Here is a 26,793-nt window from a genome sequence, read left to right as displayed (position 1 = left end):
ACTTCGCATCAGTTGAGCGGCAGCCGCCGGTAGCGGCTGGGATTATTCGGGTCGCTGAAATGGCCCATCGGCCCGTGTTCGGCGAAGTGGCCCGCCCAGCGCTTCATCGAAGCCGGATCGAGTTCGACGCCCAGGCCATGCCCCTCCGGCACGCGCACCGTATTGCCGGTCTGCCGGAATGGGCCGTCCTTGATGACATCGCCGATCTGCCAGCGAAACAGCGACTGCGATGCTTCGGTGATCCACGGTGTCGCCGCCACGACGTGCAAATAAGCCGATGTCATGATGCCGAGATCGTTCGAATAGCACCAGAACCCCTTGCCCATCGCCTCACAGGCGGCGATGAATTTCAGAGTTTTCGACAATCCGCCGAGTGCTGCGAAATTGCAGACGAAGTAATCCGGCGCACCGAGCGCGACTGCCCGCCTGAGATCCGGGATGTGCGTGGAGAACGGAATGCGCGAATGCTGGCGCAGCGCCGCCATCTCCTCGAAGGTCGCGACCGGATCCTCGTAATTGCGGATGTTGAACGGCTCGATCTCGCGCAGTACCCAGCGCGCTGTGGTTAGCGACCACTGCATGTTGGAATCGAGTTTGATCTGCGCCTTGTCGCCAAGCGCCTCGCGCAGCATGCGCACTGTCCTGATCTCGAGCTCGGGATCGCCCATGATCAGCTTGCCCTCGAAGATCGTCGAGCCGTGCTGTTCTCGCATGCCGAGACAGTAGTCGACGATCGCTTCGGCGGTCATCTCGCCGCCGGCTCCGCCTTGAGCGGGGCGAAAGGCGAAATATTCCGAAAACGGAATGTCCTTGCGCACCGCGCCGCCGAGCAGCTTATAGAGCGGCATACCGAAGACCTTGCCTCTTATATCCCACAGCGCCAGGTCGACGGCGCCGAACGCCACCGTGGCTGCGTTCTCGCCGGTGTTGGCGGTGATCTGCCAGGGCGGCACACAGCGCGCCTCGCAGTCGGCGATGTCGAGCGGATCGGCGCCAATCAGCGCCGGCGCGATCTCGGCCTTGATCACCTCGCCGAAATGCCACCATGGCGCCTCGCCCAGTCCGACCACGCCTTCGTCCGTCTCGACCTCGATGATCGATTTCGAGGCGCCGCCGTAGAGACCAGCCGTCCACCAGAACGGAGCATCGAGCGGGACGTTGACGTGGGTGACGCGGATGTTGGTGATCTTCATCGGTTCCGTTCTCACTCACACTGGTATTGGCTTAGCGCCCATTCGCCGGTCACCGAGAGAAGGTCCGATATCTTCCAGTCGCCATCGACTTTCCTGAATTTCCACTCCAGCCGGTGCGGGTTGCCGGCGACGACGAAGGCGACGACGACCTTGGCCTCGTCGCCCTTGATCGCTTCGATGGTCTTCAGGCTTTTGTCGATCTCCGCCTTGTCGTATTCGGAATTGTCGAGCGCCATGTTGGGATCGAGGCATTCGCCCTGCCCCGACTTCCGCAGCGCGTCGCTCTTGTCGAGCACCGACTTTGCCGGGTCGGTGAAATGGCCCCGCTGAGCCGGATCGACCTCGAGCCCGGCATGCTCGTAGAACGGCTTCACCACCGCGGTCGGCGAGCCCGGCTGCACGGGTGTGGCCGGCGCGTTTTCTGGCGGCGGCAACACTGCCGGCGGAGGTGCCGCACTGTCGGCCGGAGCGTTTGCGGGCGGCGCGCCGAACAGGCCCTGAGCGGCGGCGCTGCTCAATCCGGTCAGCAGGCACGCAGTCGCCAAAAGCCAGGAATGGCAGCGGAGCACGGCATCACTCCGGCGACTGCCCGGCCAGGCATTCGAGCGCACTCAGCGTCCAGCCGCTGGTCTTCGAGGTGATGTCGGCGACCTTCCACTGGCCGTGGATCTTCTTCAACGACCAGACCATTTCGCGTTTGGAATCATCCCCTTCCGGAAAAAGGTTGAAGGTCGCCGTCACCTCGGCGCTGTCGCCATCCAGCGTTTCGGCCAGCGTCAGCGTCTTGGCCACGGTCTTTTCGTCATAGTCCTGCGCATCGAGACCAGGGGCGAAGTCGATGCAGGGAACTTCATCCGGATGGTTCTTTGCCGCATTGTCGTTCAGTTCGAACAGTTTCGTCACTGGCGCGGTGAAGCGGTCGCGATATTGTGCATCGGCCTCGAATTTGACCGACGGGACATAGAAGAACTTCACGGCGTTGGCAGCGGGGCCGGCAAACGCGGCCGCCGGCAAGGCCATCGAAAGCGCGGCAACAAAAAGTGGCAGTTTCATGCGTGTCCCCGATTGTTCACTGACGGAAGCTATCAGTACCACGCATCTTGCCCGTCGGCTTTCTTGCGGTCCATGAAATCCTGCAACGCGTCCTTTGCTGGCAACTCAGGCGTTCAGCCAGACGTTCTGGAGATCCATCTCGAAGGTTTGGTGGACACCGTAGTTCTTCACCTTCTCGTTCATGTGGCTGAACAGCTTCTGCCAAAACGGCTGAATGATGACGCCCGAATCCTGCAGGATCTGCTCGATGTCCTTCATGACCTCGCGGCGCTTCTCGACGTCGATGAGCGAGAGAGCCTGCTTGAGCTTGGCGTCAAAATCAGGGTTCGAGTAGCCGGTTTCGTTCCAGGCCTCGCCGGTGCGATAGCCGAGCGCCAACACCTGGACGCCAAGCGGGCGCATGTACCAGATGGTCATGGAATAAGGATATTTCGTCCAGTCGTTCCAGAAGGTCGAACCCGGCAGCACCGTGCGTTTCACTTTGATCCCGGCATCGCGCAACTGGCCGGCAATCGCGTCGCCGGTGTTCTTTTGCCAATCGTCCTCGACGGTGATCAGTTCATGCTCGAAGTCGGCCCGCCCGGCCTCCGCCATCAGCTTCTTGGCGCCCGCGGCGTCGCGTGTCTTCTTGGGCAGCGCGTAGTATTCCGGATGAATCGGGCTGACGTGGTGATTTTCACCCACGGTGCCTCGCCCGGCATAGCCAAGTTCGAGCACCGCATTGTTGTCGACGGCCATCTGGAGGGCGTTGCGGACCCGCTTGTCATCGTAGGGTTTGTGCGTGATGTTGGTGCGGGCAACGAGCGTGGTCGCTGTCGCGACCTCCGATTTCACCAGCCCCATCTTGTCGAGGATGTCAATGAAGTCGGCAGGCGTCTCGAAGTTGAGATCGATTTCGCCGGAGTCGAATGCATTTATCGAGGCGTTGAAATCGGTTCCGTAGTCGATGAATTCGACGCCGTCGAGAAGCGCTTCACCACCCCACCATTTGCCAGTCTCACGACGTTTGACGACCGCTTTCTGGCCGACCGCATAAGACACCAGTTCGAACGGCCCGGTGCCAATCGGCTTCTCGATCGGATTGGCGCCGTCGGCGTCGAAGTTGCGATGGACCACCAGCGCCGGATAGTCGGTGAAGTTCGGGATCAGCGAGATGTCCGGTTCGTTCAGCTTCAGCTTCACCGTGTTGTCGTCGACCTTGGTGATCGCTCCTTCCCTGGCCTTGCCGGTCTTTGCATCAATCAGCGCACCGACGCGCGCGGCCATCGAATTGCCGGCGGCAGCCTTCTCGCACCAGCGCGTCAGATTGTAGACCACATCTTCGGCACTAAAAGCATCGCCGTTGTTCCAGGCGATGCCCTTGCGAACATGCAGCACATATTCGGTGGCGTCGTCGTTGACCTCCCAACTTTCGAGCAGAACCGGCTCGAAAGTGAACTGGCGGGTGTAGCGGACAAGCGGCTCCAGCCAGCAGCGTGAAATGTTCGCGAGTTCCACCCAGTCGTAGGTGCGCGGATCCTTTTGTGCCTTCACCGACATCGAAACGTGGAGCGTGCCGCCTTTCTTCGGCTCTTCAGCCAAAGCCCGCTGCGGGACGGCAAGGCCGATCATGCCGTAGGCAAAGGCCGTCGATGCGCCGAAGGCGCTTGCCAGCGCCAGAAACTCGCGCCGGTCGACACGACCTGCACGAGCCTCGCTGGCCATCGCTTCGATGGCGCTCGGTACGCGATCACCGTTGCTTCTGAAGAGTGTCATTTTTTCCTCCGTTATGGTTCCCATCGGGTCTTCGCCCGTTATCAACTAACGCTGTCCGGCAGTTTCTCCTCGCGCCGCGCAATCAAATCTTTGAGACCATCGGCGATGCCCTCGTCGAGCTTCGGCTCCTCGTAATCGGCGAGCATGTTGCGCGCTTTCTCGCGGCCGCGGGTGTCGTGGTCCTTTGCTCCTTCCGCCTTCCACTGTTCGAACGAATTGAAGTCCATGATGCTCGGTATGAAGAAGGCGGACTCGAAATGTTCGAGCGTGTGCTGGGTGCCGAGGAAATGGCCCTGCGGTCCGACCTCGCGGATAGCCGCCATAGCCTCCTTGAAATCGTCGAATGGCAACCCGCCAGCATATTTGTACCAGCCGACAAGCTGCTCGCAGTCGGTGGCAAATTTCGAATAGCCGCAGGTCAGGCCGGCCTCGAGCCAACCGGCGGAGTGCCAGATGTAGTTGGCGCCGGCAAGGATGGCGGCATGCATCAGCATGTTCGCCTCGTAGCCCGCCTGGGCGTCGTTCAGCTTCGAGCCGACATGGAAACCGGACGTGCGCCACGGCAGCCGATACTTCCGCGCCAGCGCGCCCATGAGATACATCATCTGGGCCGCCTCCGGCGTGCCGCCCATGGGAGCGCCGGTCTTCATGTCGACCGTCACCATGAACTGTCCGTAGATCTGCGGCGAACCCGGACGCAACAGCTGTGTGAACGCGACGCCCGCCAGCGCTTCGGCGTTGACCTGCGCGACCGCACCGACGGCAGAGGCCGAAGTCGAGGCGCCGCAAAGGGCGAAGGGCGCGAGAATCAGCGGCTGGTTGTGGCGCGCATAGACTTTCATCGCGTCCAGCATGGTGGCATCCCAGACCAGCGGCGAATTGCAGTTGGTGATCGCCACCAGGACCGGGTTGTCGCGGACATAGTCCTTGCCGAACACGATGCCCGCCATCGCCATCGTGTCTTCGGCTCGATCCCTGGACGTCACGATACCCATGAACGGCTTGTCGGAGTGCTTCAGCGCCGAATGGATGATGTGGAGGTGACGTTTCGGCACTGGAATTTCCATCGGCTCGCAGATGATCGAGCTCGACGAGTGCAGCGCCGGCGCCATGTAGGCGAGCTTGTGGAAATTGTTGAGGTCGGCGAGTGTGCCGTAGCGCCTGTTGTTGTCGAGGTCGCGCACGTATGGCGCCCCATACATCGGCACGAAGATGGAGTTGTTGCCACCCACACGTACGGAACGCTGGGGATTCCTCGCATTGAGCGTAAATTCCGACGGGACCTTCGAGATGAGCTCCATCAGCAGGGCGCGGTCGATGCGGACCCTTGTCTCCGAGACATCGGCGCCCGCCGCCTTCCACAGTGCGATCGCCTCGTCGTCGCGGAACTCGCATCCCACCTCTTCGAGGATCGAGAGCGATTCCTGGTGGATCAGCTCCACCGCCTCGTCCGGAACCATCTGATACACCGGAATCTTGCGGACCAGGGTCGGAAATGACGCAACGGGTGCGCCTCGCAGCGCCTTGCGCCCCAGGCGGCCACCCGCGCGACGATTGGTATGTTCGCTCACTTCAACGGCCGGTGCGTTCATGGAGGCTCCATCTTCCTGTCTCGACCAATCTAGCCAGACAAAATGCAGCTGTGACGCTGGAAAATCCTGATCTCTTGTATAAGGTCAGCTTATGCGAAGCTTGCGCCACCTGCTGCCGTCGGCGGGCAGCCTGATCGTTTTTGAGGCCGCCGGGCGGCTGTCGAGCTTTACCGCCGCCGGACGGGAGCTCGGCATGACGCAGGCTGCCGTCTCCTATGCGATCCGCGGGCTCGAAGAACAGCTCGGCGCCAAACTCTTCCAGCGCCGCCATCGGCAAGTCAGCCTTACAGAGGCCGGCGACCGCTTCCATGCCGACGTCTCGCTCGGCCTGTCGCACATCCGCAAGTCGGCGGAGGATCTGCGCCAGATCGCCGTCGGCGCGCATGTGACGCTCGCCGCCTCGACGGCCTTCGCCTCATTCTGGATGATGCCGCGCCTGCAGCAGTTTCGCGACGAATTACCGGGCATCGACCTGCGCATCCAGACCGCCGACCGCGATCTCGACATCATCGCCGAGGACATCCCGCTCGGCGTCCGCGGCGGCGAGCCCAGGGAATGGCCGGATTATCATTCGCTGCCGCTGGCCGATGAAGTGATATTCCCCGTTGCCGGCGCGAGTTATGTGGCCCGGTTCGGGCTGCCGGAGCGTGTCGCGGACCTTCAATCGCACCGCCTCATCCATCTCGAAGAGCCGTTTCGCGAGGCCGCGAGCTGGGACGAGTGGTTCGCCTCGGCCGGTGTCGACATCGCCGATGCCGGACGTGGCTTGCGCATCAACGACTATGCGCTGGTGATCCAGGCAGTCATGGAAGGGCAAGGCATCGCGCTCGGCTGGGGTCACCTCGCCGAGCGGCTGCTGGCATCAGGGCTGCTGGTGCGCGTCACCGGCCACGCGATGACGACCGGCAAGGGCTTTCATGTCATCTGGTCGAGGAACCGCGAGCTCAGCGACAACGCCCGCAAGGTGCGGGACTGGCTGGCAGCGCAGGCGTGATGCCGATAAATGCCCGGTCAAACCGTCACGACGATCTTGCCGAATTGTTCGTTCGCTTCTAGATAACGATGCGCCTCGACGATCTGGTCGAACGGAAAGGTTCTGGCGATTGCCGGCTTCAGCGAACCCGAGCTTAGTCCGTCAAGGATGAACGCCTTGGCGGCCTGCAGCCGGACCGGATCGCGCACGATCTCATGCATGAGATAACCGCGCAGCGTCAGTGTCTTCGCCAGCACTGCAGGTAGCGGAAAGGGTGTCCGGTCGAGGCTCAATCCGCCATATTCGATGAGAATGCCACCCGGTGCCATCGCTGCCGTCAGAGGCTCGAAAATCGGACCGCCGACGGCGTCGAACACCACGCGCACGCCGTCCGGGCCGGCGATTTGCTTCAGCCTGGCTTCCAGATCCTCCTCTGCCGAAGCGATGACGTGGGCCGCGCCGAACGCAACCAAAGCCCGCTTCTTGGCGGACGTCCGTGTGACCGCGATCGGGGTCGCGCCAATCAGGTTGGCAATCTGGGTCGCCGCAAGTCCGACGCTGCTCGATGCCGCGGTGATGACGACAACGTCCTCCCTGCCAAGTTTGGCAATGTCGATCAGCGCACCATAGGCCGTGAGATATTGCATCCACGCGGCGGCGGCCTCTTCCCAGCTCAGCGCCGGCGGGTGCTTGACGACGAGCTCGGCGGGGTATGTGGCAATCTCACCATAGGCAGGCCAGCGGACCATCGACAATGGCGGCACGATGCTGACGGCATCGCCCGGCGCAAAACCGCTCACGCCTTCGCCCACCATCTCGACGAGGCCAGCGGCCTCAAGCCCAAGACCGGAAGGCAACGGCGCAGTCTGGATATATCTGCCTGAACGGAGCAGCGCCTCGGCCCGGTTGAGACCCAACGCCTTGACACGGATCTGGACCTCGCCTCGCCCGGGCGCAGGCATGTCGACATTCTCGATGCGCAGAACCTCGGGACCACCAAGCTCATGAAAACGAACGACACGCGTCATCGGTCACAACTCCAAAATATTTGAACTGAATCACCTATGCCAGCGGCGATCAGGCGGATAAATAGCCGCTTGAGTAGATCAGCAGAAACTATAGGTTTTGAATATGGATCGCCTTACGAGCATGGCCGTGTTCGTCAAAGCCGTCGATCTGGGCTCGTTCGCGGCCGCGGCGGCCGCTCTCGATCTGTCCGGGCCGATGGTCGGCAAGCATGTCCGGTTTCTCGAGGAGCGCCTGAGCGTGCGCCTCATCAACCGGACCACGCGCCGCCAAAGCCTGACGGATTTCGGGCGCGCCTATTACGAACGCTGCCGGCTGGTGCTTGCCGAAGCGGAGGCCGCGGATGCACTCGCTCCGACCAGCTTGCCGAACCGCGCGGAAAGCTGCGCGTGCTCATGCCGGTGCATTTCGGCCGGCGCTGCGTTGCCCCGATCCTGTTCGGGCTTGCGCAGCAATATCCGGCGCTGGAACTTGACCTGTCGTTCAGCGACGCCCTCGCCGACCTCGCCGAGGACGGCTGCGATCTTGCCATTAGAACGGGCGACCTGGAGGACCAGGCCGGGGTAATGGCGCGTCGCATCGCGCGCCAGCACATGGTCGTCTGCGCGTCGCCGTCCTATCTCGACCGCCACGGCCAGCCGCAGGAAATAGATGACCTGGGCCGCCATCACGCGATCATCTACCGCCGTTCCGGGCGCGCCGTTCAGCCGTGGCTGTTTCCGCGCAACGGCCAGCCCGCGATGGAGATCCGGCCCGTCAGCAGATTGCGGCTCGACGATCTCGATGCCATCGCCGATGCCGCGGCCGCCGGCATGGGGCTCGCCTGGCTGCCGTACTGGCTGGTTCGCCGGCGCATCCAGGCGGGCGCGCTTGTCCTGCTATTGGCGGAACAATCCCGGTTTCTCTACGACGTTCATGCCCTTTGGTTGCAGACGCCTCATCTGCCGATGAAAGTCCGCCTTGCCGTCGATGCACTGGCGGCAGCGCTGCCCAAGCTCATGAGTTGAAGGCACGCTCGCGGTCAGCTGCGCGGATTTCCTCGAGAACGACCCGACGATTGAACAATAATCTATATGGTAAGATTTCGAATATACAGGAGGTAAACCAGAACAACTGTTAGCGATATTGAAATAATTGTCCAAATAGTGAACAAAATTACTCTTGCAATACGACTCTTTCGACGCTGTATCCATCGAGCGAACTTTACCATTAAGTAATCTAGGATGACGTCCAAATGTCGCCTCCAACGGCCATTCGCTTCAGATTTTGGCCTTCGCCCGACTAAATCCACTAAGTCAATTGGGGGCCAAGCCCATTCACTTCAACAATATTCCTATCTCTACATCGTGGCGGGACAGCACCCCCCTCTGGCCTGCCGGCCATCTCCCCCGCAAGGGGGGAGATTGGCGGTTCATGCGTCCCGCCAACCTTTGAGACATTGGAGACTGGCGGAGGCCGAGGCGACATCCGATCTCCCCCCTTGCGGGGGAGATGGCCGGCAGGCCAGAGGGGGGTGGGACGGAGCGCAACGGAGCAGTCTCCCTGCCTTGCAACAATCAACGCTATTCTCCCCCTCCCGCATCGGCCACGAATCCGCCTATAGTGCTGCCATGCCCATCCGCCAGCTTTCCGAAACGATGATCAACCAGATCGCCGCCGGCGAAGTCATCGAGCGTCCGGCAAGCGTGGTCAAGGAACTGGTCGAGAACGCGCTCGATGCCGGCGCTACCAGAGTCGAGATCGTCACCGCCGGCGGCGGGCTGAACCTGATCCGCGTCAGCGATGACGGCTCGGGCATTCCGGAAAAGGAACTGGCGCTGGCGATCGCGCGCCATTGCACCTCCAAGCTCGCCGACGACATTCACGACATCCGCTCACTCGGCTTTCGCGGCGAGGCCTTGCCCTCGATCGGCTCGGTGGCGCGGCTGTCGATCCGCTCGCGCACCGCGTCCAGTGAAAACGCCGCCGAGATCGGCATCGACGGCGGCCGCGTCTCCGCCGTCAGGCCGGCGGCTGCCAATCGCGGCACCACGGTCGAGGTGCGCGACCTGTTCTTCGCCACGCCGGCGCGGCTCAAATTCATGAAGGGCGAGCGCGCCGAAAGCTCGGCCATCGGCGACGTGGTCAAGCGCATCGCCATCGCCTTCCCCGCCGTGCGCTTCACCCTGGCCGGCCCGGACCGCTCGACGCTGGAACTGCCGGCGACCGACGACAGCCCGGAAGGCCGGCTGCGCCGGGTGGCACAAGTGATGGGCGCCGACTTTCCGGACAATGCGATCGCCATCGACGCGATGCGGGACGGCGTGCATCTCGCCGGCCATGTCTCGGTCCCCTCTTTCACCCGCGCCAACGCGCTACAGCAATACGCCTATGTCAACGGCCGCCCGGTGCGTGACAAATTGATCGCCGGCGCCATTCGCGGCGCCTTCGCCGACGTGCTGCCGCGCGACCGCCATGCCGCCACCGTGCTGTTCCTGACGCTCGATCCGGCGATCGTCGACGTCAACGTCCACCCGGCCAAGGCAGACGTGCGCTTCCGCGACCCGGGGCTGGTGCGCGGGCTGATCGTCGGCGCCATCCGCGAAGCGCTGGCCAATGCCGGCATCCGCGCCGCCACCACGGGGGCAGCCGGCATGATGGCAGCGTTCCGGCCCGGCGCGGCATCCTATGCGCATGGCGGGCCGGCCAACGGCCATCGCAGCTACGAGGCCGCCTATCGGGCCTCAGGCTTTGCCGGGTTCGATCCGGCCCGTTCGCCGCAGCGGCCGCTCGATATGGGCGGCGGCTTTGGCGAGGACGAGCAGGCGGCGTTCGATGCCGGGCCGCCGCACAGTGCCGACGCGCGCGCCGGACAGGACCAGGCGGCAGAGACGCTGCTCGGCACGGCATTGGGCGCGGCGCGCGCACAAGTGCATGAGAACTACATCGTCGCCCAGACCAGGGATTCGCTCGTCATCGTCGACCAGCATGCGGCGCATGAGCGGCTGGTCTATGAGGCCTTGAAAAATGCGCTGCACTCACGCGCGGTGCCGTCACAGATGTTGCTGCTGCCCGAGATCGTCGATCTGTCAGAGGAAGACGCCGAACGGCTCGCCATACACTCCGAGACGCTGGCCCGCTTCGGCCTTGGCATCGAGCGCTTCGGCCCCGGTGCCGTCGCGGTGCGCGAGACGCCGTCGATGCTTGGTGAGACCAACGTCCAGCAGCTGGTGCGCGACCTCGCCGACGAGATCGCCGACAACGATACGGTCGACACGCTGAAAGGGCGGCTGGACAAAATAGCCGCGACCATGGCCTGCCACGGCTCGGTGCGCTCCGGCCGGCTGCTCAAGCCCGAAGAGATGAATGCGCTGCTACGCCAGATGGAGGCGACGCCGGGCTCCGGCACCTGCAACCACGGCCGCCCGACCTATATCGAGCTCAAGCTCGCGGATATTGAGAGGCTGTTTGGGAGGCGGTGAGAAGGTCGCTCGCGCTGGCGCTATCTATAACTCGCTAGCAAGGCTGGTTCCACAGGCGGCTTTAATCATCGTCTGGGGGTTCGAACTTCTGACGGACAAACTTCCCCTCGATTCTCAAAAACGCACTTCCACAAGGCGCCTCTAAACAAGAGGTAATGAGCGGGTCGTAATTCGCAATTGTATTGACATCGTACAAGCCGGAATTGTTGGGGTCATTGATGTATTCGTCAGATTCATCGCCTGCAAAAAAGCACCATCCGCTATCAACCGGATGATCTGGCGTTTCGCGGTAAAGATAGCCTACTTGCGCGCCATCCACGGTGATGCGGTCGGTCGCAATACACCTGCCGTAACCAACTGCTATTGGGCGAAACGTCGAACCATCCCTGAAAAACGTCTTAGGCATTCAAAGCTCACTGGTGGCAACCGTACTTCTAGTTAAATCAGCCGCGTACGCCACCAGCAGTCAAGCACTAAAGCTCTCATCTCTTCAAATTCACCACGATGACGCCGCCCAGCGCCAGCGCGCCGCCGAAGATGCCGAGCAGCGTCGGCACCTCGCCCAGCCAGAAGAAGCCGATCAGCGTCGCCACCGGCGACACCAGATAGAGGAAGTTCGAGGCACGCGCCGCGGGCAGGCGGGAAAGTGCTGTTGCCCAGGCGGCATAGGCGATCAGGCTGGGCACGATGCCGAGAAAGATGACGGCGCCGAGCCCGGCGGTGTCGGCGACCGCCGCCTGTGCCAGACCGCTCGACAGGAACGGCGACAGGCAGAGCGCGCCAAGCACCATGTTCGAGCCCGAGATGGTCAGCGGGTGGTGGCGGGCAAACAGCGGCTTCTGGACGATGGTGTTGACGGCCGAGCACAGCGCCGAGCCGAGGACAAGCAGCGCACCATTGTTGAAATGCAGCCCTTGCCCCTCGCCCATGGCGATGATCCCGATACCGGCGAAGGACAGGAATGTGCCGGCCCAGGCGAGGCCCGAGAAGCGTTCGCCGAGCAGCGCCATGGCCATGATGGCGGTGAAGATCGGGCTGACATTGATGATGAAGCCCGCCGCACCGGCCGAAACGGTCAGCTCGCCGAAATTGAGCATCACCGTGTAGAGTGCGACGAAGACGGCACCACCGAAGATAAAGCGCCAGAGTTCATCGAGCCTGGGCAGTGCCGGCCGCTTGACCGCGAGGAAGATCGCCGCCGGAACCGCGGCGATGGCAAAGCGCAGCGCGCCAAGTTCCAGCGGCCCGAAAGCGGCAAGGCCGGCGCGGATCGCCGGAAAGGCGGAGGCCCAGCCGACCACCGTCAGCGCCACCGCGATGGCAGCCGTGGCATCCATGCGCTGTGTCGTATTCAACGTGCCGGTGTAAGCGCTCATCTGGGTGTCCTCGCGATCCAATGCCATGAAGTAGAGAAACGCTATTGCGGGTCGGTTGACAAACGAACAAATCAAGGATCACCTGTGACTATGGATCACAGCTTAGACCCGATGCTGCCGCTCGAAACGCTGCGCGCCTTCGACGCCGCGGCTCGGACCGGCAGCTTTTCGGCGGCGGCCGAGAAGCTCAACATCACCCACGGCGCCGTCAGCCGGCAGATCGCCAAGCTCGAGGGCTGGCTTGGGCTGAAAGTCTTCGATCGCGGCGCGCGCGGCGTCTCTCTGACCGTCGAAGGCAATCGCCTGCATCTGCGCACCACCGAAGCCTTTGCCCTGATCGCCAGCAATTCGGACCGTTGGGTCGAGCCGCGCGGCACGGCGGTGGTGCGGCTGACCTCGATCCCCTCGGTCAGCGGGCTGTGGCTGATGCCGCGCATAGCGGCGCTGGAGAACCACCCGTCCAAGCTGCGTATCGTGCTCGACGTCGACATCCGCCAGGGCGATCTTGCCGACGAGGGCATCGACCTGTCGATCCGCTGCGGGCGCGGTCGCATTCCGGGCCGGATCTCGGTGCAGCTTTTCGAAGAATATGTGTTCCCTGTCGCCTCGCCGGAATTGGCCAGAGAGATCGGTCGCGGAGATCCCGCCCGACTGCTCGAATTTCCGGTGATCAATGATTCCGACGCTTCGGCCTGGCGCGCCTGGTTTGCGGCGCAGGAGATGGACTATCGGCCGCGGCCGCACGACCGCCGTTTCGAGGACTACAACCTCGTGCTCGACGCCGCCGCGCACGGGCTCGGTATTGCGCTGGCACGTCCGCCGTTGACGGTGGACCAATTGAAATCGGGCCGCATCGTCGCCGTCGACGAGCGCAGTGCGCTAAGCCCGATATCTTACTGGCTCGACCGGCCGCTGGGGCGGCCGCGCGCAGCCGCCGCCGAACTCGCCCGGCGCATCGCCGTCCAGGCAGGGCTGCCAGCGGAGAAGATCGAGCAGTTTATCACGGCCGAGGAATGAGATGCCTAAGACGCGTCGCGTTCGACCGGCCTCATGCGACGTGCTTCAGGTTCTTGTGTTTATGCATGTCGCGCAAAACCGCCGCACACTTTTGCGCGACATGCATTGGCATTCGCTTTGCCGGCTTGTTTGAGCAGGTGTCACCAGAAACAGAACCAGGCAAGGCCAACCAAGCTTGACCTCGCCGCAATTTGTGGCGATGACATCGTCATGAATTTCGGCACCACCCCATGATGAACCGTTTCGAAGGACCCGGCGGCAAGGAAGCCCGCATCCGCTATCTCGATGGCGACTTCCAGGTGACCAGCCCCGGCGCCTTCGTGCGCTGCGCGGTGACCGGCGAGAGCATCCCGCTCGACGAGCTCAAATACTGGAGTGTCGCCAGGCAGGAACCCTATGTGAATGCCGCCGCCTCGCTGCGCCGCGAGATCGAAGCGCATCCGGAACTGCGCCGCCGACGCTAGTTCAGCGCAAATGGGAGTCGCCCCGTTGCGATCCTGCGCCCTCTGCCGCGGCGTCAGGCCGGCAACACCGAAACCTTAGAGGTTATCTTGAAATAAAAAACCCGCCTCGGGCTCGAGGGCGGGTCACCGGCGAATCATCACCATACTCAGATTAGTAGCATAGCTGCCGGCACAAAGCAAGAACAAAATACGCTCGACCGGCGGAAAGCTGCAAATTCCAGTCCTACATCGCCTCGGTGCTCAAGCTGCTGGTCAGCCCCTCAGCCTGCGCTGCCGCCAGGCATCCAGCGTCTCGTCGATAATGCGCTGCGGCACGTGGTCAAGCTCGAACACAGTGTCGATCTTCAGCACATCGAGCCCGTCGAGGAATTCCGGCGGTGCTGCGCCGTGACGCAGGCGGGCAGCGTCCTTGGCGGTGGTAATGAGGCCAAGTCCGGCTTTACGTGCTGTCGCCGCCAATTCGGCAAGCTCGTCCGCACTGTAGAAATGATGGTCAGGAAATGGTCGGGCCAGCGCAAGCTCGCCCCCGGCCTCGCTTACGGTGTCGAAAAACCTGTCGGGATGACCGATGCCGGCGAACGCCAGGAACCGCCTGCCGGCCAGCGTCACCTTGCTGCTCGGCGCGGTATGCGCCTCGAAGATCGGCCTGCCGGCGCGCGCTGCCTGGCGCACGACCGTATCGGCCGCGGTGCCCTCGCCCATCTTCAGCAAGGCGCTGGTGAAGACCAATTGGTCGACGATGTTTGCCCGCAGCGGTCCGCCAGGGATGACGCGGCCATTGCCGATGCCATGGCGCGCGTCGACGACGACCAGCGCATAGTCGATGTGGATGCGCGCGCTCTGAAAACCGTCATCCATGATCAGGAAATCGCAGCCGAGCTTCTCCAGCAGAAGCCTGGCGCCGGCGGCCCGGTTCGGCGTCACCGCGACCGGCGCGTGTCCGGCCAGAAGCAGCGGCTCATCGCCGACATGCTTGGCGGCGTCGTGGTGCGGATCGACGATATGCGGCTGCGCGAAGGAGCCGCCATGGCCGCGTGACAGGAAACCCGGATTGAGCTGCATGCGCCGGGCCTGCTCGGCCAATGCGATCGCCACCGGCGTCTTGCCGGTGCCGCCGACGGTGAAGTTGCCGACGCAGAGCACCGGCGCCTCTACCTTTTCGCGCGGCGCATGCCGCATGCGGCGACCGGCGACAAGCGCATAGATGGCGGAGAGCGGCGACAGCGCCGTGACCCGCCAGTCGGGCTCTTCCCACCAGAAGGGCGGCGCTTCCGAGGTCACGTCAGCGCCCGTTCGCGCCCTTCAGGCGCGACTTGACGACCAGCGGCTGGATATAGGGCTCGAGCGACCTGAGGGTATGTGCCAGCGCACCGCGCATCTCGTCGACCGTCGCCGCGCCCGCCGCCATCATCTCATGGCGGGCCGCCTCGTTGGTCAAAAGGAAATTGACGGCGCCGGCCAGCATATCGCGGTCGCGCACCAGCTTGGCGCCGCCGCTATCGAGCAGGCGCTGATAGGCCTCGCGAAAATTCTGGACATTGCGGCCGGCAAGCACCGCCGTCTCCAGCATGGCCGGTTCCAGCGGGTTCTGGCCGCCTTCGGAAGTCAGCGAACGGCCGACAAAGGCGATTTCCGTCAGTCTCAGATAAAGCCCCATCTCGCCGATCGTGTCGCCGAGCAGAATATCGGTGTCGGCAGTGATCCTGTCGCCCTTGCTGCGCTGCGCCAGCTTCAGGCCCATGCCGGAAATCTGGGCGGCCAGCTGCCCGGCGCGATCGGGATGGCGCGGCACGATGATCGTCAAAAGCCCGTGGTGGCGCTTGTGCAGCATGGCGTGAACTTCGGCGGCGACCGCCTCTTCGCCATCATGGGTCGAGATCGCCGCCCAGGTCGGGCGACCGCCGATCTGGCGTTTCAGCGCCGCCAGTGCTCGCTCGTCGGCCGGCGGCGGCGCGGTGTCGACCTTGAGATTGCCGGACACGGTGACCGGCCGGGCGCCGAGCGAAAGGAAGCGCTCGCCATCGAGATCCGATTGGGCAACGACATGGGCGAGATTCTCGAACAATGCTTCGGCAATGTTGGCGCGCTTCTTCCAGGATTTGAAAGAGCGGTCGGACAGCCTGCCATTGACCAGAACCTGCGGCACGCGGCGGGCGCCGAGTTCCAGGATGGTCATCGGCCAGATCTCCGATTCGGCGATGATCGCCAGGTCCGGCTGCCAATGGTCGAGGAAGCGGCTGACCGCCGGCTTGAGGTCGAGCGGCACATATTGGTGGATGATGCGGTCGCCCAGCCGTTCTTCGGCGACCTGCGCCGAGGTGACGGTGCCTGTGGTCAGCACGATGTTGACGCCGTAATCGAGAATGCTCTCGACCAGCGGCACGACGGCGATGGTCTCGCCGACGCTGGCTGCATGGATCCAGATCACCGGGCCTTCGGGGCGCTCGCGTCCGGCGACGCCGTAGCGTTCACGCCGGCGAATGCGGTCCTCCTTGCCTCTGGAAGTGCGCCAGGCGACGTAAGGTCCGACCAGCGGGTAGGCGGCGGCCCCGGCGAAACGGTATGCCGTCAGGAAGGCGCGCGCCCAGCGCATACTCATTTCGAACCGTCCACAAGCCGATAGGCCTCGGCGGTCGCGGCATTGAGCGAGGCCGTGACCTCCTGGCGCTTGCGTTCCATTTCCGCGGCGTCGGCGTTGGCCGGCACGAAGACGGGCGTGCCGACGACAATCGAGGAGCGGCCGAAGGGCAGGTTGATCGTCGTCTTGTCCCAGCTGCCCTCGATCACCTTGCGGCGGCTGGTGGCTATCGCGGCAGGCAGGATCGGCCGGCCGGACAGCCGCGCCAGGAGGACGACACCCAGCCCCGCATCGCGTGGCGTTCCGTGGGGAATATCAGCTATCATGGCGACATTCTTGCCGGTGGCGAGCGACTTTTTGAGGGCGATGAGCGCCTTGGCCCCGCCCTTGTCGAGATGCCTTGCGCTTTGGCGCCCGCCAGAGCCGCGCACCGCCTCGATGCCGAATTTCTCGACCATCAGCGCGTTGAGCTCGGCATCGGCGCTGCGCGACACCATGGCAACCAGCGGCCGTCCCTTGGGATAATAGGCCGGGGTCAGCAAATGCTGGCCGTGCCAGAGGGCGATGATGCCAGGCTCGAGCTGCGCATAGGCGCCGCCGGAAAACTTGGCCGATCCGTCGACCATGCGGTTGGTCAAGCGGACAAGGCGGACGAAATACGCAAACAGCGCGGCAAGCGCATTCTTGACGAATCGCGACTGCGCCAGCGGTTCGCGGATCTTGCGCCAGAACGTCTTCGGCTTGCGACGTCTGACCGCCGACCGCGGGGCTGAACGCTTGACCGCTTCATGGTTCATCGATGTCAACCGACAGCCTTGTTTTCGGGGTCGAGCAGGCGGTGCAGGTGAACGACGAAATAGCGCATATGGGCATTGTCGACACTAGCTTGCGCCTTGGCCTTCCAGACGGCGTGCGCCGATTGGTAGTCCGGATAAATGCCGACGATGTCGAGCGCGTCGAGATCGCGGAATTCGGTGCCGCCCAGCTTCTTGAGTTCGCCGCCGAACACCAGGTGCAAAAGCTGTTTCTTTCCGTCTTCAGCGGCCATGTCGATCCTTCACATATCGTGAGTTTGGGACAGGTCTAGACCAAAGCCGCCGACTTTGGAACTATTGATAGCGCTCAATTGTCCAGCCCGGCGATGACGCCCGCGAGCACGGCGAGGAGTTCGCCGCTGCCGGCGGCGAGCGGTCCGTGACGGATCACTTCGCCGGCATAGAGCGGCGCGCGGCCGTGCCGATCGAGCACGGCGCCGCCTGCCTCGCGCAGGATGAGATCGGCCGCAGCGATGTCCCAGTCATGCGCGTTGGCCTTGACGAAGGTGGCATCGAGCTGGCCGCCGGCGATCATCGCCAGCCGGTAGGCGAGCGAAGGAATATAGGGCACCCGCTTCAGCCGTTTGTGCCATTTCGCCGGCAGCAGGTCGATCATCGGCTTCGGTCCGGCGATTTCGGCCGTTTCCGACGGCGGACGCACGCTGATGCGCTTGCCATTCAGGAACGCGCCCTCGCCGGGCAGCGCCCAATAGATCTCGCCCTTCGCCGGACAGTCGAGCACGCCGGCAAGCGTGCGGCCGTTCTCGACCACCGCTACGCTGACGCACCATGTGGGCAAGCCCTCGAGGAAGCCGCGCGTGCCGTCGATCGGATCGACGACGAAGGTGCGGCGCGCGATAAGCCTTACCGGGTCGTCGACGGTTTCCTCCGACAGCCAGCCGTAGTCCGGCCGGGCCGCCAGCAAGGTTTCGCGCAGATATTTGTCGGCGGCGTGATCGGCTTCGCTGACCGGCGAGGTGCCGCCCTTCATCCACACCTGCGGATTGTTGTTGAAGTACTGCATGGCGATGAGCCCTGCCTCGCGGGCAGCGTCGAGCAGCAGCTGCAGGTCTTCAGTAGCGCCGGCCGAGACGGCCGGATCAAGCTCCGGCAAGGGTCATTCCTTCGATCAAAAGCGTGGGCGCGGCAGTGCCGAAATTGCTGTCGAGATCGCTCGCCGGAACCATGTTGAGGAACATGGTTTTCAAATTGGAGGCGATGGTCACCTCGGCGACGGGATAGGCCAGCTCGCCGTTATCGATCCAGAAGCCGGAAGCGCCGCGGCTATATTCGCCCGTCACCATGTCGACGCCCTGGCCGAACACTTCGGTGACGTAGAAGCCGGTCTTGAGCGACTTGATCAGCTCTTCCGGCGTCCGTTCGCCAGGCTCGATTGCAAGATTGGTCGATGACGGCGAGACGGACGAGCCATTGCGCGAGCCGCGCCCATTGGTGACGAGGCCGAGTTCCCGCGCCGCGGAAGTCGACAGGAACCAGTGGTTGAGCACGCCCTTGTCGACCATGAACAGTTTTTCGCCCTCGACGCCTTCGCCGTCGAACGGGCGCGAGGCCTGGCCGCGGCGCCGGAGCGGCTCGTCGGTGACGGTAATTGCGGCCGAAGCCACCTTCTTGCCCATCATGTCGCGCAGAAAGCTGGTCTTGCGCGCCACTGCGGCGCCATTGATGGCACCAGCGAGATGGCCGGCAATGCCGCGCGCCACGCGCGGATCGAACACCACGTCGACCGGCCCGGTCGCCGCCTTGCGCGCGCCAATACGGCGTACGGCGCGCTCGCCGGCCTTGCGGCCGATGTCTTCCGGCGCGTCGAGATCGGAAAAATGCTGGCGCGAGGAGAATTCGTAATCGCGCTCCATGCCGGTGCCCTCGCCGGCGATCACGCTGGTCGAACGCGAAAAGCGCGACGCGACATAATGGCCGACAAAGCCATGCGAAGTGGCGAGCACAAGGCCGCCCAGCCCGGCACTGGCGCTACTGCCGGCCGAATTGGTGACGCCCTTGACGGCAAGCGCCGCCGCCTCGGCGGCAAGGGCTGCTTCCTTCAACTGGTGGGCCGATACCTGAGTGGCGTCGAACAGATCGAGGTCGCGCGGCGTCTTGACCAGCAAGGCCGGATCGGCCAGACCCTGATAGGGATCTTCGGGCGACACTTTGGCCATGGCGACGGCACGCTCGGCCAGCATATTGGGGTCGGATGCCGCCGTTGCCGAGACGCTCGCTACCCGCTTGCCGACGAAGACACGCAGCGAGACGTCTTCGCTCTCGGACGCCTCTGTGCCTTCGACCTTGCCGAGCCGCACCGACACGCCGGTCGAACGGCCGCGCACCGCAACCGCATCGGCGGCATCGGCGCCGGCCCGTTTGGCAGCCTCGACCAGGGCTGCGACGCGATCGGTCAGTTTCGCTGCGTCGAGCGTATCGGTCATGCGCATGATCCTGTTATTTCCGGCCGGCTGAAGGGCAGCCGTTGCTGCACCATCTATTGTCCCGGTGCGGCTTCTGCAATGGGAGAAGCGGACAATCAGGGGGCATCCAGCCCAGGTCGGCGCGACTCCTGATCGCAACCCGACGGCGAAATGTTCGATCGATCAGGCGCGGAAGCGATCAGCCGAAAACGCCGCGAGACGCGCTGGATCGCCGCGTCCAGCGATCAGTTCGGCGACCAGGCGCGCGGCGATCGGCGCGAGTGTCAGGCCGAGATGACCATGACCGAAGGCATGGATCACCTGGAGCTGCCGCGCGACGGACCGATGACCGGCCGGGAATCGGTGACATTCATCGAGTCCGGGAAGTACAGACCGCTGGCCCCGGTCGCGGGCAGGCCGGGCTCCAGCGCGGCCACCGCTTCCGCCATCACAACCTCTTGATGGACGCCAAACCCGGCGCGCAGTGCCCTGCCCCCAGCGGCCTTGGCGAAATCGCTCTCGCGACGATACAAGTAGAGACAGCCGTGGAGCGCGGCAAGTCTGCCAGGTCAGCGTCCGCCATCACCTCCTCCCAGGCCGTCAGGGCCTCGGCCAGCAGACCGGCGAGCGCCAGCGCATTGGCGCGGGTGGCCGCCGGAAGCGATTGCCGCACGAATTGGAGGCATTGAAAGAGTGCCGCCGGAGCAGGCGATCTTCCTGCAGGTGTTCATGCCCACATTCTTCGTCGCCGCGGTGGAGACGCTGGCCACGCTGATACTGGGCTTCCCCCTCGCCTGCCTCATCGCCTCCGTGCCCAAGGGCCTCGCATGGTGATCCTGTTTCTCCTCGTGCCGATCCTCGTTCCGGTCCCCTTGTCGTTCAACAGCGGCGCCTTCTTCATCTTTCCGCTGGAGGGGATTTCGACGCGCTGGTACGCGGTCGTGCTCGGCACCCAACGCTGGCAATCGGCGATCGGGAACAGCCTGATCGTTGCGTTCGGGACGACGCTGATCGCAACGACACTCGGCACGTTTGCAGCGATTGCGCTTTCCGACGAAAAGTTTCCCGGCCGCCGCATCGTCATGCCGCTGCTGCTGTCGCCCCTGATCGTGCCGGTGGTGATCACCGCCGTTGGCTCATAGCATGTGCGGCAGTCAGCCTGTAGAGTTGGGATCGGCTGGATCCACCCACGGGCGGCCCAACCGTGTCACCATCGCCGCGTACCCGACGGCACCTGCCGCCCAAAGGAAGATGCCAAGCTCTTTGACAGCGTCTTCCGCGATGTCGACCGCCGAACTCGGGCTAGGAAACAGCTCTCCCAGCTGGTCGATCGCTGCTGACATCGCGAGTAGGAAGCCTGCGGCCACAAATACGATCGAGCCGTCGAATGTCTTCCGTCGCAGCCGAAAGAACCAGAACAACCCGGCGACGGCGTAGGCAATCATCGTAACAATCTCTGGTATCGCGACAAACGGCAGCACGTCCTCATGGATCAACAACAGGTCATCGAGGCCCATGACCAAGGTAAGGCCGCCGAGAAACGTGCAATCCCATCGGTGCGTGAGCAGACCGGCAAACAGGGTCGCCGCGCCGGTGCCGATCCACAGTGAAGCACCTAGGGACGAAATCCACCCCGTATAGAAGCCGACATCCGCGGCTGCAGATGGATCTCGATAGAAGATTGTAGCGTCCAGACCAAGAGTTTGCGCGACGAACAGCGCGGCCAAGAGCATCACAACATTAATCGCCACGGCCGCAAGTATGACCAGGCGCCAGGACATTGTCCATTCGCTGCTATGTTTTGCGTTCAGCGCGTTTTTGTCTGGCATTGTGCCGAAGGCCATTCTGAGTACGACGGCCGATAGCTCCGCGGCGCCGAGAACCCCGCCAGCACTATGCCGGCCCACCATGATCGTGGCAACACACGGAACGGTTGCAGCGTCTCGCACATGACGAGGTCGTCGCGGTGCAGTTCCTGGCCAGCGCCAACCAACGCACCATGCCGCTCGAAATGTTCATCGGCTTGCGCGAAAAGCTCTCCCCGGCAATAGCGCCGCCGCCACGCTGATGATGGGGCTGTCGATAATCCTCCTGGTCGTCGCCAATCTTCTGGCTCGACGGAGCCGGCGGCGGCCTGGACCGACCATCTGATCCTGGCTTTCAAGCCGGGCGAGATCGGCTTGTCCAACCTTCCTCAGGGACCAGCCACCGGCGTCCAGATCACGTCGTCGATCCTGAGCGCGCCGGTGGCGAGCATCACCAGCCGGTCGAAGCCGAGCGCCGCGCCGCTCGCCTGCGGCATGATGGCGAGCGCGGCGAGGAAATCCTCGTCGATCGGGTAGCGTTCGCCATAGACGCGCTGCTTCTCATCCATTTCGGCGGCAAAGCGTCGGCGCTGCTCGGCCGGATCGGTCAATTCGCCAAAGGCGTTGGCGAGTTCGATGCCGCAGCAATAGAGCTCGAAACGCTCGGCGGTGCGTGGATCGTCGGCGCTCGGCCGGGCCAATGCCGCCTCCGAGATCGGATATCCGAAAAGAATGGTAGCGCGCCCCTGCCCCAGCGCTGGCTCGATTTTTTCGACCATCACCCGGCTGAACAGGTCGGCCCAATTATCGTCGGGCGCGGTCCGCAATCCGGCCTGGACCAGGGCGGCATGCAACCCCGCGCGGTCGGTGTTGCCATCGGCCGCAACCGTCGCCAGCAGATCGATGCCGGCATGGCGCATGAAGGCTTCGGCGACGCTCAACCGTTCCGGCCCGGCGAACGGATCGGCCTCACGGCCGCGGAAGCTAAAACGCTTCGCTGCGGCCCGTTCGGCCGCCAGCGCTACGAGCTCGGCGCAATCGCGCATCAGGCTCTCATAGGTCTCGCCGACGCGGTACCATTCGAGCATGGTGAACTCAGGATGGTGCAAGGGGCCGCGCTCGCGGTTGCGCCAGACAGCCCCGAGGCTGAAGATGCGCTCTTCGCCGGCGGCAAGCAGCTTCTTGCAGGCGAATTCCGGCGACGTGTGGAGGTAGAGCGGCTGGCGCTGCCCGTCCGGCCCGATCGCCTCGGTGGCAAAGGCCGACAGGTGCGCTTCATTGCCGGGCGAGACCTGCAGGGCCGATGTCTCCACCTCGACGAAGTCGCGGCGGGCGAACCAGTCGCGCATCCCGGTGGCAATGGCATTGCGCAGGATCAGCCGCGGCCGGCGGTCGGCGTGGACATGCGGCGTCCACCACGGCGAGGCGGCGGTCATCGGCTTCAGGGGAATTGCACAGAGGGCTGGCGATTGCGGCCAAGATGCGCTAGGCCGCACGCAACGGCCTCTCCAGCCGATTTGCGCCAACAAATTTTATCAGGATGGAAACCCGTGAAGGTCATCGCCAGCTCCTTACGCAAAGGCAACGTCGTCGAAAAGGACGGCAAGCTTTATGTGATCCTCTTTGCCGAAAACATTCATCCTGGCAAGGGTACGCCGGTCACCCAGCTCGACATGCGGCGTATCTCCGACGGGGTAAAGGTTTCCGAGCGTTACCGCACCACAGAGCAGGTCGAGCGCGCCTATGTCGAGGAGCGCGAGCACACGTTCCTCTACCGTGACGGCGAAGGCTTTCACTTCATGAATCCGGAGACTTACGACCAGGTCGCGGTGCCGGAAAGCGTGGTCGGCGACATGGCGCCCTATCTGGTGGAAGGCATGCCGGTGCAGATCTCGCAATACAACAACATCGCCATCTCGCTGGTACTGCCGCAGCGCGCCACTTTCGAGGTGGTCGAGACCGAGCCGGTGACCAAGGGCCAGACGGCGTCCTCGTCCTACAAGCCGGCAACGCTGTCCAACGGCGTGCGTACCCTGGTGCCGCCACACATCAGCGCTGGCACCCGCGTGGTGGTGATGACCGCCGATGGCGCCTATGTCGAGCGCGCGAAGGATTGAGGCGCGAGGCCTGAAACGCCTCGCCGAACGCGTCGAGGCTGCCGGTCATCGTCAACCGCTTTGTGGCAGGGGCTTTCGAGCATTGGGACGCTTTACGCGGACCGAAGCGTCAACGCCCTGCCAGTTCTTTCCTATTGCACGACGCCAGCGGGCAATCTCTGAGCCTCGAGCAACGCCGACCGTCCCTTTCGCCAGGTGCCAGGTGGAATGCCGACGAACTTTTTGAAGGCGCGATTGAAGGCGGCTTCCGACTCGTAGCCGACCTCGGCACCCGCTTGCGCGATGCTCATTTCAGGGCGTTCGAGCAAGCGTCCTGCCAGTTGTAGACGCCAGCGAGCAAGATAGTGCATGGGCGAAACCCCGACATAGTGGGTAAAGCGGCTCGCAAACGCCGTGCGCGAGAGCCCTACTTCGCGGGCGAGCCGGTCCAATGTCCATTCCTCCCCGGGGCGAGCGTGGATGAGCCGGAGCGCCTCGCCGACATGTGGATCCCGTAGGCCTGACAGCCAGCCGCGCGAATCGTCGGGCAGGGTCTCGAGATGGCGGCGGATGATCTCGACAAACATCAGCTCGCTCAGCTTGGCGAGTATCGTCTCACAGCCCGCCCGCCCACTGCCACCTTCTGCCAGCGCCAGCCGAAAAAGGTCGATAACCCAGCTGCTTCCATCGGCGGGCTTGCGGGCGCACAGGATGGCCGGCAATGCGGCCAGGAGAGGATTGAAGGGACGTGCATCGCAGCCAAGATACCCGCAAATGAACCGGGTCCGCTCGTCTCCCCCGCCACCATGGATCACCGCGAACGGCAGGCTCTCGTCTATCGGCCGATAATACATCGCCATATTGGGTTCGCCCCGCGCCCCCGGCGAGGAGCTCAACACATTCGGAACACCACCGGGGAAGACAACGACATCACCGGCGTTCACGAGCACCGGGGGGACGGAATCGTCTGCCAGCGCGGCCCAGCACGACCCCGACATCACGGCATGAAAAGAGATGATGTGCTCTGCCTCCGGCATGACGGCGGCGGCAATGTCGGCAGTGCCCGGCGACTCGCCGACCCAGGGAGAACTGGCGTCGACGTCGAAATAGATCGCACCGGTGAGGCGAACGGCCCGGAGCACATCGGAAAGGACATCCATGCACTACACCTCCGGAAACGATCGGCTACTCCCTTTGACAACGAGTTTTTCCGCCAGGCATCTCGAACTATCCGGCAATATGGCCGCCCGAGCAACCATCCATCCGGTCTAATCCTACTCTGAACGATCGGGCAACAGAAATGGACGATGTAACATTTGCGGGAACAGCGGACGGGATTAGCGTTTCGTCGGCCGGCCGACAGGTCCAATAACAGGGAGGAATGTCATGAACGATGAAGACATCACCAAATTCGCAGTAAGCCTGCGAGGCGAAGTCATCCGCGCCGGCGACGCCGGCTATGATGAGGCCCGCAAGCTCTACAACGGCATGATCGACAAGCGGCCGCTGATCATCGCCCGCTGTGTCGACGTCGCCGACGTGATCACAGCGGTGAATTTCGGCCGCGACAACAATTTGCTGGTTGCGGTACGTGGCGGCGGCCATAACGGACCAGGATTGGGGAGTTGCGACGACGGTCTGGTGATCGACCTGTCGGCGATGAACGGTGTGCGCGTCGATCCGGATGCCCGTACGGCGCGGGTAGGCCCGGGCTGCACTCAGGGCGACGTCGACCACGCCACCCATGCCTTTGACCTGGCCGTACCGGCGGGCATCATCTCGACCACCGGGGTCGCCGGACTGACGCTGAGCGGCGGCCATGGCTATCTGACGCGCAAATATGGCCTGACCATCGACAATCTGGTCGAGGCCGATGTCGTGCTTGCCGATGGAAGCTTCGTCACAGCAAGCAAGGAGCGGAACCCCAACCTGTTCTGGGCGCTTCGCGGCGGCGGCGGCAATTTCGGCATCGTCACCAGCTTTGTGTTCAAGCTCCACCAGGTCAGCATGGTCTTTGCGGGGCCGATCGCATGGGATCAGCGCCACGCCCGCACCATCATGCAGCATTATCGCGAGTTCCTGCCGAACGCGCCCGAGGAACTCGGGATCTTTCTCGGGCTCAAGACCGTCCTCTCGAGCGCACCGTTCCCGGAAGAGTTTTGGGGAAAGCGGATGTGCCTGCTGATGTGCTGCTACAACGGCCCGGAGGAAAAGGGCAGAGAGGCGCTGGCCCCGCTGCTCGATGCGCTGCCCGCGCCCTGGTTCAACTGGATGGGAACGATGCCCTATCCCGCGGTGCAGAGCATGTTCGATGGGCTCTACCCGAAGGGAATGCAGTGGTACTGGCGGGGCGATTTCGTCAAGACGCTGTCCGACGAGGCGATCGACGCCCATGTCGAGCAGGCGGCGAAGACGCCGAGCGAGCTATCGCTCATGCACCTCTACCCTATCGATGGCGCGGTCCATCGCGTCGGCAAAGACGAGACACCCTGGAATTACCGGGATGCGACCTGGTCGATGGTCATCGCCGGGATCGATCCGGACCCACAGAAAGCCGGGCCGGTGACGCGCTGGACCAAGGCCTACTGGGAGGCTGTGCATCCGTTCGATCTGGGTGGCGCCTACCTGAACTTCATGATGGATGACGAGGGCGATGCAAGGCTCAAGGCGGCTTATGGCGACAATTATGAGCGCCTGGCTACGCTGAAGAAGAAATACGACCCAAACAACCTCTTCCGGGTGAACCAAAACATCCGGCCGGCTGCTTGACGGCGGCGACCGGCCAGGCCGGCAAGTGTCGTACCGGCTGCGGGCCAGCTGAGGCTTGGCCGGTACGATAAGGCGGCCGGTTAGGGCGCTCGCTGGCCTGCCAGCGGGACACTCGGCCGCGCTCGCCGACCGTGTTCCATGAGCGATGTCCGGCATGCGTCAAAAGCGGTCGGCCCGCACCCTTAGGGTCACCCGTAGCCCCGCTTCAACCGACAAGTCCGGGAGAGTAGGCCTCGCGGTCAACGCGTTATGCCTCAACGACTGCTTCTCGCCAGCCCGATCGCGCCGGCAGCCACCGATAGTTTACGCCTCGATGTGGACGTCCGACCTCACGACGACATCCTCCAAGTGCTTATCGAGAACCGGTACTCCCTCCAGAACTAGATAAATTAGCAGT

27 protein-coding genes and 1 pseudogene are annotated in these 26,793 nt (G+C 63.6%); 11 read left to right on the top strand and 17 right to left on the bottom strand.

Features of this window, described 5'->3' with window-relative positions; translation table 11 throughout:
* Positions 1 to 8: 8 nt before the first annotated feature.
* The 5 genes from NKJ17_RS26235 to NKJ17_RS26215 all read right to left on the bottom strand — a co-directional run bounded on the left by NKJ17_RS26235 (position 9) and on the right by NKJ17_RS26215 (position 5,593).
* Positions 9 to 1,193: a mandelate racemase/muconate lactonizing enzyme family protein gene (locus NKJ17_RS26235; protein WP_352690799.1), complete on the bottom strand. Its 1,185-nt coding sequence runs from the start codon at positions 1,191 to 1,193 to the stop codon at positions 9 to 11.
* Positions 1,194 to 1,204: 11 nt separating this feature from the next.
* On the bottom strand, positions 1,205 to 1,762 hold the full coding sequence (locus NKJ17_RS26230) for a hypothetical protein (protein WP_352690796.1): 558 nt from the start codon (positions 1,760 to 1,762) through the stop codon (positions 1,205 to 1,207).
* A gap of 4 nt (positions 1,763 to 1,766) precedes the next feature.
* Complete coding sequence (locus NKJ17_RS26225) at positions 1,767 to 2,246, bottom strand: DUF3828 domain-containing protein (RefSeq protein WP_352690791.1); 480 nt, start codon at positions 2,244 to 2,246, stop codon at positions 1,767 to 1,769.
* Positions 2,247 to 2,351: 105 nt separating this feature from the next.
* Positions 2,352 to 4,001, bottom strand: coding sequence for an ABC transporter substrate-binding protein (locus NKJ17_RS26220; RefSeq protein WP_352690786.1), 1,650 nt, complete (start codon positions 3,999 to 4,001; stop codon positions 2,352 to 2,354).
* 41 nt (positions 4,002 to 4,042) lie between these two features.
* Positions 4,043 to 5,593, bottom strand: a complete 1,551-nt coding sequence (locus tag NKJ17_RS26215) for a trimethylamine methyltransferase family protein (RefSeq protein WP_352690781.1) — start codon at positions 5,591 to 5,593, stop codon at positions 4,043 to 4,045.
* A gap of 91 nt (positions 5,594 to 5,684) precedes the next feature.
* On the opposite strand from NKJ17_RS26215, the gene NKJ17_RS26210 reads away from it, so the two are divergent.
* The gene (locus tag NKJ17_RS26210; protein ID WP_352509569.1) at positions 5,685 to 6,587 is read left to right on the top strand and encodes a LysR substrate-binding domain-containing protein; all 903 of its coding nucleotides are present in this window, start codon (positions 5,685 to 5,687) and stop codon (positions 6,585 to 6,587) included.
* A gap of 17 nt (positions 6,588 to 6,604) precedes the next feature.
* Here NKJ17_RS26210 and NKJ17_RS26205 read toward each other — a convergent pair whose 3' ends face one another.
* Complete coding sequence (locus NKJ17_RS26205) at positions 6,605 to 7,594, bottom strand: zinc-dependent alcohol dehydrogenase family protein (protein WP_352509568.1); 990 nt, start codon at positions 7,592 to 7,594, stop codon at positions 6,605 to 6,607.
* 103 nt (positions 7,595 to 7,697) lie between these two features.
* On the opposite strand from NKJ17_RS26205, the pseudogene NKJ17_RS26200 reads away from it, so the two are divergent.
* A pseudogene (locus tag NKJ17_RS26200) lies at positions 7,698 to 8,599 on the top strand (LysR family transcriptional regulator).
* 603 nt (positions 8,600 to 9,202) lie between these two features.
* Positions 9,203 to 11,053, top strand: a complete 1,851-nt coding sequence (gene mutL / locus NKJ17_RS26195) for a DNA mismatch repair endonuclease MutL (RefSeq protein WP_352690837.1) — start codon at positions 9,203 to 9,205, stop codon at positions 11,051 to 11,053.
* Between the two features lie 61 nt (positions 11,054 to 11,114).
* Here the strand turns inward: mutL and NKJ17_RS26190 are convergent, their stop codons facing one another.
* Both NKJ17_RS26190 and NKJ17_RS26185 read right to left on the bottom strand, forming a co-directional pair.
* Positions 11,115 to 11,459, bottom strand: coding sequence for a DUF2185 domain-containing protein (locus NKJ17_RS26190; RefSeq protein WP_352690779.1), 345 nt, complete (start codon positions 11,457 to 11,459; stop codon positions 11,115 to 11,117).
* Positions 11,460 to 11,535: 76 nt separating this feature from the next.
* The gene (locus NKJ17_RS26185; protein WP_352690775.1) at positions 11,536 to 12,429 is read right to left on the bottom strand and encodes a DMT family transporter; all 894 of its coding nucleotides are present in this window, start codon (positions 12,427 to 12,429) and stop codon (positions 11,536 to 11,538) included.
* A gap of 90 nt (positions 12,430 to 12,519) precedes the next feature.
* On the opposite strand from NKJ17_RS26185, the gene NKJ17_RS26180 reads away from it, so the two are divergent.
* A complete protein-coding gene (locus NKJ17_RS26180; RefSeq protein ID WP_352690774.1) occupies positions 12,520 to 13,446 on the top strand; it encodes a LysR family transcriptional regulator in 927 nt (308 codons plus the stop codon).
* Between the two features lie 230 nt (positions 13,447 to 13,676).
* Positions 13,677 to 13,910: a DUF2093 domain-containing protein gene (locus NKJ17_RS26175; protein WP_031211156.1), complete on the top strand. Its 234-nt coding sequence runs from the start codon at positions 13,677 to 13,679 to the stop codon at positions 13,908 to 13,910.
* Positions 13,911 to 14,162: 252 nt separating this feature from the next.
* Here NKJ17_RS26175 and lpxK read toward each other — a convergent pair whose 3' ends face one another.
* The 6 genes from lpxK to NKJ17_RS26145 form a co-directional block, all read right to left on the bottom strand.
* Entirely contained in the window at positions 14,163 to 15,191 is a 1,029-nt protein-coding gene (gene lpxK, locus NKJ17_RS26170) for a tetraacyldisaccharide 4'-kinase (RefSeq protein ID WP_352690770.1), read from the bottom strand.
* Between the two features lies 1 nt (position 15,192).
* On the bottom strand, positions 15,193 to 16,509 hold the full coding sequence (gene waaA, locus NKJ17_RS26165) for a lipid IV(A) 3-deoxy-D-manno-octulosonic acid transferase (RefSeq protein WP_254817457.1): 1,317 nt from the start codon (positions 16,507 to 16,509) through the stop codon (positions 15,193 to 15,195).
* Positions 16,506 to 17,285: a lysophospholipid acyltransferase family protein gene (locus NKJ17_RS26160; RefSeq protein ID WP_352509467.1), complete on the bottom strand. Its 780-nt coding sequence runs from the start codon at positions 17,283 to 17,285 to the stop codon at positions 16,506 to 16,508. The genes waaA and NKJ17_RS26160 overlap by 4 nt, the downstream gene beginning before the upstream one ends.
* A gap of 5 nt (positions 17,286 to 17,290) precedes the next feature.
* Positions 17,291 to 17,536: a DUF4170 domain-containing protein gene (locus NKJ17_RS26155; protein ID WP_023674378.1), complete on the bottom strand. Its 246-nt coding sequence runs from the start codon at positions 17,534 to 17,536 to the stop codon at positions 17,291 to 17,293.
* A gap of 74 nt (positions 17,537 to 17,610) precedes the next feature.
* A complete protein-coding gene (locus tag NKJ17_RS26150) occupies positions 17,611 to 18,417 on the bottom strand; it encodes a 3'(2'),5'-bisphosphate nucleotidase CysQ (protein ID WP_352509466.1) in 807 nt (268 codons plus the stop codon).
* Complete coding sequence (locus NKJ17_RS26145; protein ID WP_352690763.1) at positions 18,404 to 19,747, bottom strand: TldD/PmbA family protein; 1,344 nt, start codon at positions 19,745 to 19,747, stop codon at positions 18,404 to 18,406. Before NKJ17_RS26145 ends, NKJ17_RS26150 begins: the two co-directional genes overlap by 14 nt.
* A gap of 150 nt (positions 19,748 to 19,897) precedes the next feature.
* On the opposite strand from NKJ17_RS26145, the gene NKJ17_RS26140 reads away from it, so the two are divergent.
* The 3 genes from NKJ17_RS26140 to NKJ17_RS26130 all read left to right on the top strand — a co-directional run bounded on the left by NKJ17_RS26140 (position 19,898) and on the right by NKJ17_RS26130 (position 20,868).
* Positions 19,898 to 20,188: a hypothetical protein gene (locus NKJ17_RS26140; RefSeq protein WP_352509463.1), complete on the top strand. Its 291-nt coding sequence runs from the start codon at positions 19,898 to 19,900 to the stop codon at positions 20,186 to 20,188.
* Positions 20,189 to 20,419: 231 nt separating this feature from the next.
* Positions 20,420 to 20,560, top strand: coding sequence for a hypothetical protein (locus NKJ17_RS26135; protein WP_352509461.1), 141 nt, complete (start codon positions 20,420 to 20,422; stop codon positions 20,558 to 20,560).
* The gene (locus NKJ17_RS26130; protein ID WP_352509460.1) at positions 20,554 to 20,868 is read left to right on the top strand and encodes an ABC transporter permease; all 315 of its coding nucleotides are present in this window, start codon (positions 20,554 to 20,556) and stop codon (positions 20,866 to 20,868) included. The genes NKJ17_RS26135 and NKJ17_RS26130 overlap by 7 nt, the downstream gene beginning before the upstream one ends.
* A 12-nt stretch (positions 20,869 to 20,880) precedes the next feature.
* On the opposite strand, the gene NKJ17_RS26125 is transcribed toward NKJ17_RS26130, so the two are convergent.
* The gene (locus tag NKJ17_RS26125; protein ID WP_352690755.1) at positions 20,881 to 21,570 is read right to left on the bottom strand and encodes a DUF8692 domain-containing protein; all 690 of its coding nucleotides are present in this window, start codon (positions 21,568 to 21,570) and stop codon (positions 20,881 to 20,883) included.
* An 89-nt stretch (positions 21,571 to 21,659) separates the two neighbouring features.
* Between NKJ17_RS26125 and NKJ17_RS26120 the strand changes: the two genes are divergently transcribed.
* Entirely contained in the window at positions 21,660 to 21,794 is a 135-nt protein-coding gene (locus NKJ17_RS26120) for a hypothetical protein (protein ID WP_352474393.1), read from the top strand.
* 126 nt (positions 21,795 to 21,920) lie between these two features.
* Here NKJ17_RS26120 and epmA read toward each other — a convergent pair whose 3' ends face one another.
* The gene (epmA, locus tag NKJ17_RS26115) at positions 21,921 to 22,967 is read right to left on the bottom strand and encodes an EF-P lysine aminoacylase EpmA (RefSeq protein WP_352509458.1); all 1,047 of its coding nucleotides are present in this window, start codon (positions 22,965 to 22,967) and stop codon (positions 21,921 to 21,923) included.
* 114 nt (positions 22,968 to 23,081) lie between these two features.
* On the opposite strand from epmA, the gene efp reads away from it, so the two are divergent.
* The gene (gene efp, locus NKJ17_RS26110; protein ID WP_023674374.1) at positions 23,082 to 23,648 is read left to right on the top strand and encodes an elongation factor P; all 567 of its coding nucleotides are present in this window, start codon (positions 23,082 to 23,084) and stop codon (positions 23,646 to 23,648) included.
* Positions 23,649 to 23,779: 131 nt separating this feature from the next.
* Here the strand turns inward: efp and NKJ17_RS26105 are convergent, their stop codons facing one another.
* The gene (locus tag NKJ17_RS26105; protein ID WP_352690753.1) at positions 23,780 to 24,787 is read right to left on the bottom strand and encodes an AraC family transcriptional regulator; all 1,008 of its coding nucleotides are present in this window, start codon (positions 24,785 to 24,787) and stop codon (positions 23,780 to 23,782) included.
* Between the two features lie 226 nt (positions 24,788 to 25,013).
* Here NKJ17_RS26105 and NKJ17_RS26100 point away from each other — a divergent pair, with 226 nt between their 5' ends.
* Positions 25,014 to 26,396, top strand: a complete 1,383-nt coding sequence (locus NKJ17_RS26100; RefSeq protein ID WP_352690752.1) for an FAD-binding oxidoreductase — start codon at positions 25,014 to 25,016, stop codon at positions 26,394 to 26,396.
* Positions 26,397 to 26,793: the final 397 nt, after the last annotated feature.

Source organism: Mesorhizobium sp. M0208 (genome assembly GCF_040322015.1).
Classification (GTDB): domain Bacteria; phylum Pseudomonadota; class Alphaproteobacteria; order Rhizobiales; family Rhizobiaceae; genus Mesorhizobium.
This window is presented reverse-complemented; position numbering and strand designations above follow the sequence as displayed.

Excerpts from the sequence above, each read along its gene's own strand:
- NKJ17_RS26235 (WP_352690799.1), bottom strand. The coding sequence starts at position 1,193 with ATGAAGATCACCAACATCCGCGTCACCCACGTCAACGTCCCGCTCGAT.
- NKJ17_RS26225 (WP_352690791.1), bottom strand. The coding sequence starts at position 2,246 with ATGAAACTGCCACTTTTTGTTGCCGCGCTTTCGATGGCCTTGCCGGCG.
- NKJ17_RS26220 (WP_352690786.1), bottom strand. The coding sequence starts at position 4,001 with ATGACACTCTTCAGAAGCAACGGTGATCGCGTACCGAGCGCCATCGAA.
- NKJ17_RS26215 (WP_352690781.1), bottom strand. The coding sequence starts at position 5,593 with ATGAACGCACCGGCCGTTGAAGTGAGCGAACATACCAATCGTCGCGCG.
- NKJ17_RS26210 (WP_352509569.1), top strand. The coding sequence starts at position 5,685 with ATGCGAAGCTTGCGCCACCTGCTGCCGTCGGCGGGCAGCCTGATCGTT.
- NKJ17_RS26205 (WP_352509568.1), bottom strand. The coding sequence starts at position 7,594 with ATGACGCGTGTCGTTCGTTTTCATGAGCTTGGTGGTCCCGAGGTTCTG.
- mutL (WP_352690837.1), top strand. The coding sequence starts at position 9,203 with ATGCCCATCCGCCAGCTTTCCGAAACGATGATCAACCAGATCGCCGCC.
- NKJ17_RS26190 (WP_352690779.1), bottom strand. The coding sequence starts at position 11,459 with ATGCCTAAGACGTTTTTCAGGGATGGTTCGACGTTTCGCCCAATAGCA.
- NKJ17_RS26185 (WP_352690775.1), bottom strand. The coding sequence starts at position 12,429 with ATGAGCGCTTACACCGGCACGTTGAATACGACACAGCGCATGGATGCC.
- NKJ17_RS26180 (WP_352690774.1), top strand. The coding sequence starts at position 12,520 with ATGGATCACAGCTTAGACCCGATGCTGCCGCTCGAAACGCTGCGCGCC.
- NKJ17_RS26175 (WP_031211156.1), top strand. The coding sequence starts at position 13,677 with ATGATGAACCGTTTCGAAGGACCCGGCGGCAAGGAAGCCCGCATCCGC.
- waaA (WP_254817457.1), bottom strand. The coding sequence starts at position 16,509 with ATGAGTATGCGCTGGGCGCGCGCCTTCCTGACGGCATACCGTTTCGCC.
- NKJ17_RS26160 (WP_352509467.1), bottom strand. The coding sequence starts at position 17,285 with ATGAACCATGAAGCGGTCAAGCGTTCAGCCCCGCGGTCGGCGGTCAGA.
- NKJ17_RS26155 (WP_023674378.1), bottom strand. The coding sequence starts at position 17,536 with ATGGCCGCTGAAGACGGAAAGAAACAGCTTTTGCACCTGGTGTTCGGC.
- NKJ17_RS26145 (WP_352690763.1), bottom strand. The coding sequence starts at position 19,747 with ATGACCGATACGCTCGACGCAGCGAAACTGACCGATCGCGTCGCAGCC.
- NKJ17_RS26140 (WP_352509463.1), top strand. The coding sequence starts at position 19,898 with ATGTTCGATCGATCAGGCGCGGAAGCGATCAGCCGAAAACGCCGCGAG.
- NKJ17_RS26130 (WP_352509460.1), top strand. The coding sequence starts at position 20,554 with ATGGTGATCCTGTTTCTCCTCGTGCCGATCCTCGTTCCGGTCCCCTTG.
- NKJ17_RS26125 (WP_352690755.1), bottom strand. The coding sequence starts at position 21,570 with ATGGCCTTCGGCACAATGCCAGACAAAAACGCGCTGAACGCAAAACAT.
- epmA (WP_352509458.1), bottom strand. The coding sequence starts at position 22,967 with ATGACCGCCGCCTCGCCGTGGTGGACGCCGCATGTCCACGCCGACCGC.
- NKJ17_RS26105 (WP_352690753.1), bottom strand. The coding sequence starts at position 24,787 with ATGGATGTCCTTTCCGATGTGCTCCGGGCCGTTCGCCTCACCGGTGCG.
- NKJ17_RS26100 (WP_352690752.1), top strand. The coding sequence starts at position 25,014 with ATGAACGATGAAGACATCACCAAATTCGCAGTAAGCCTGCGAGGCGAA.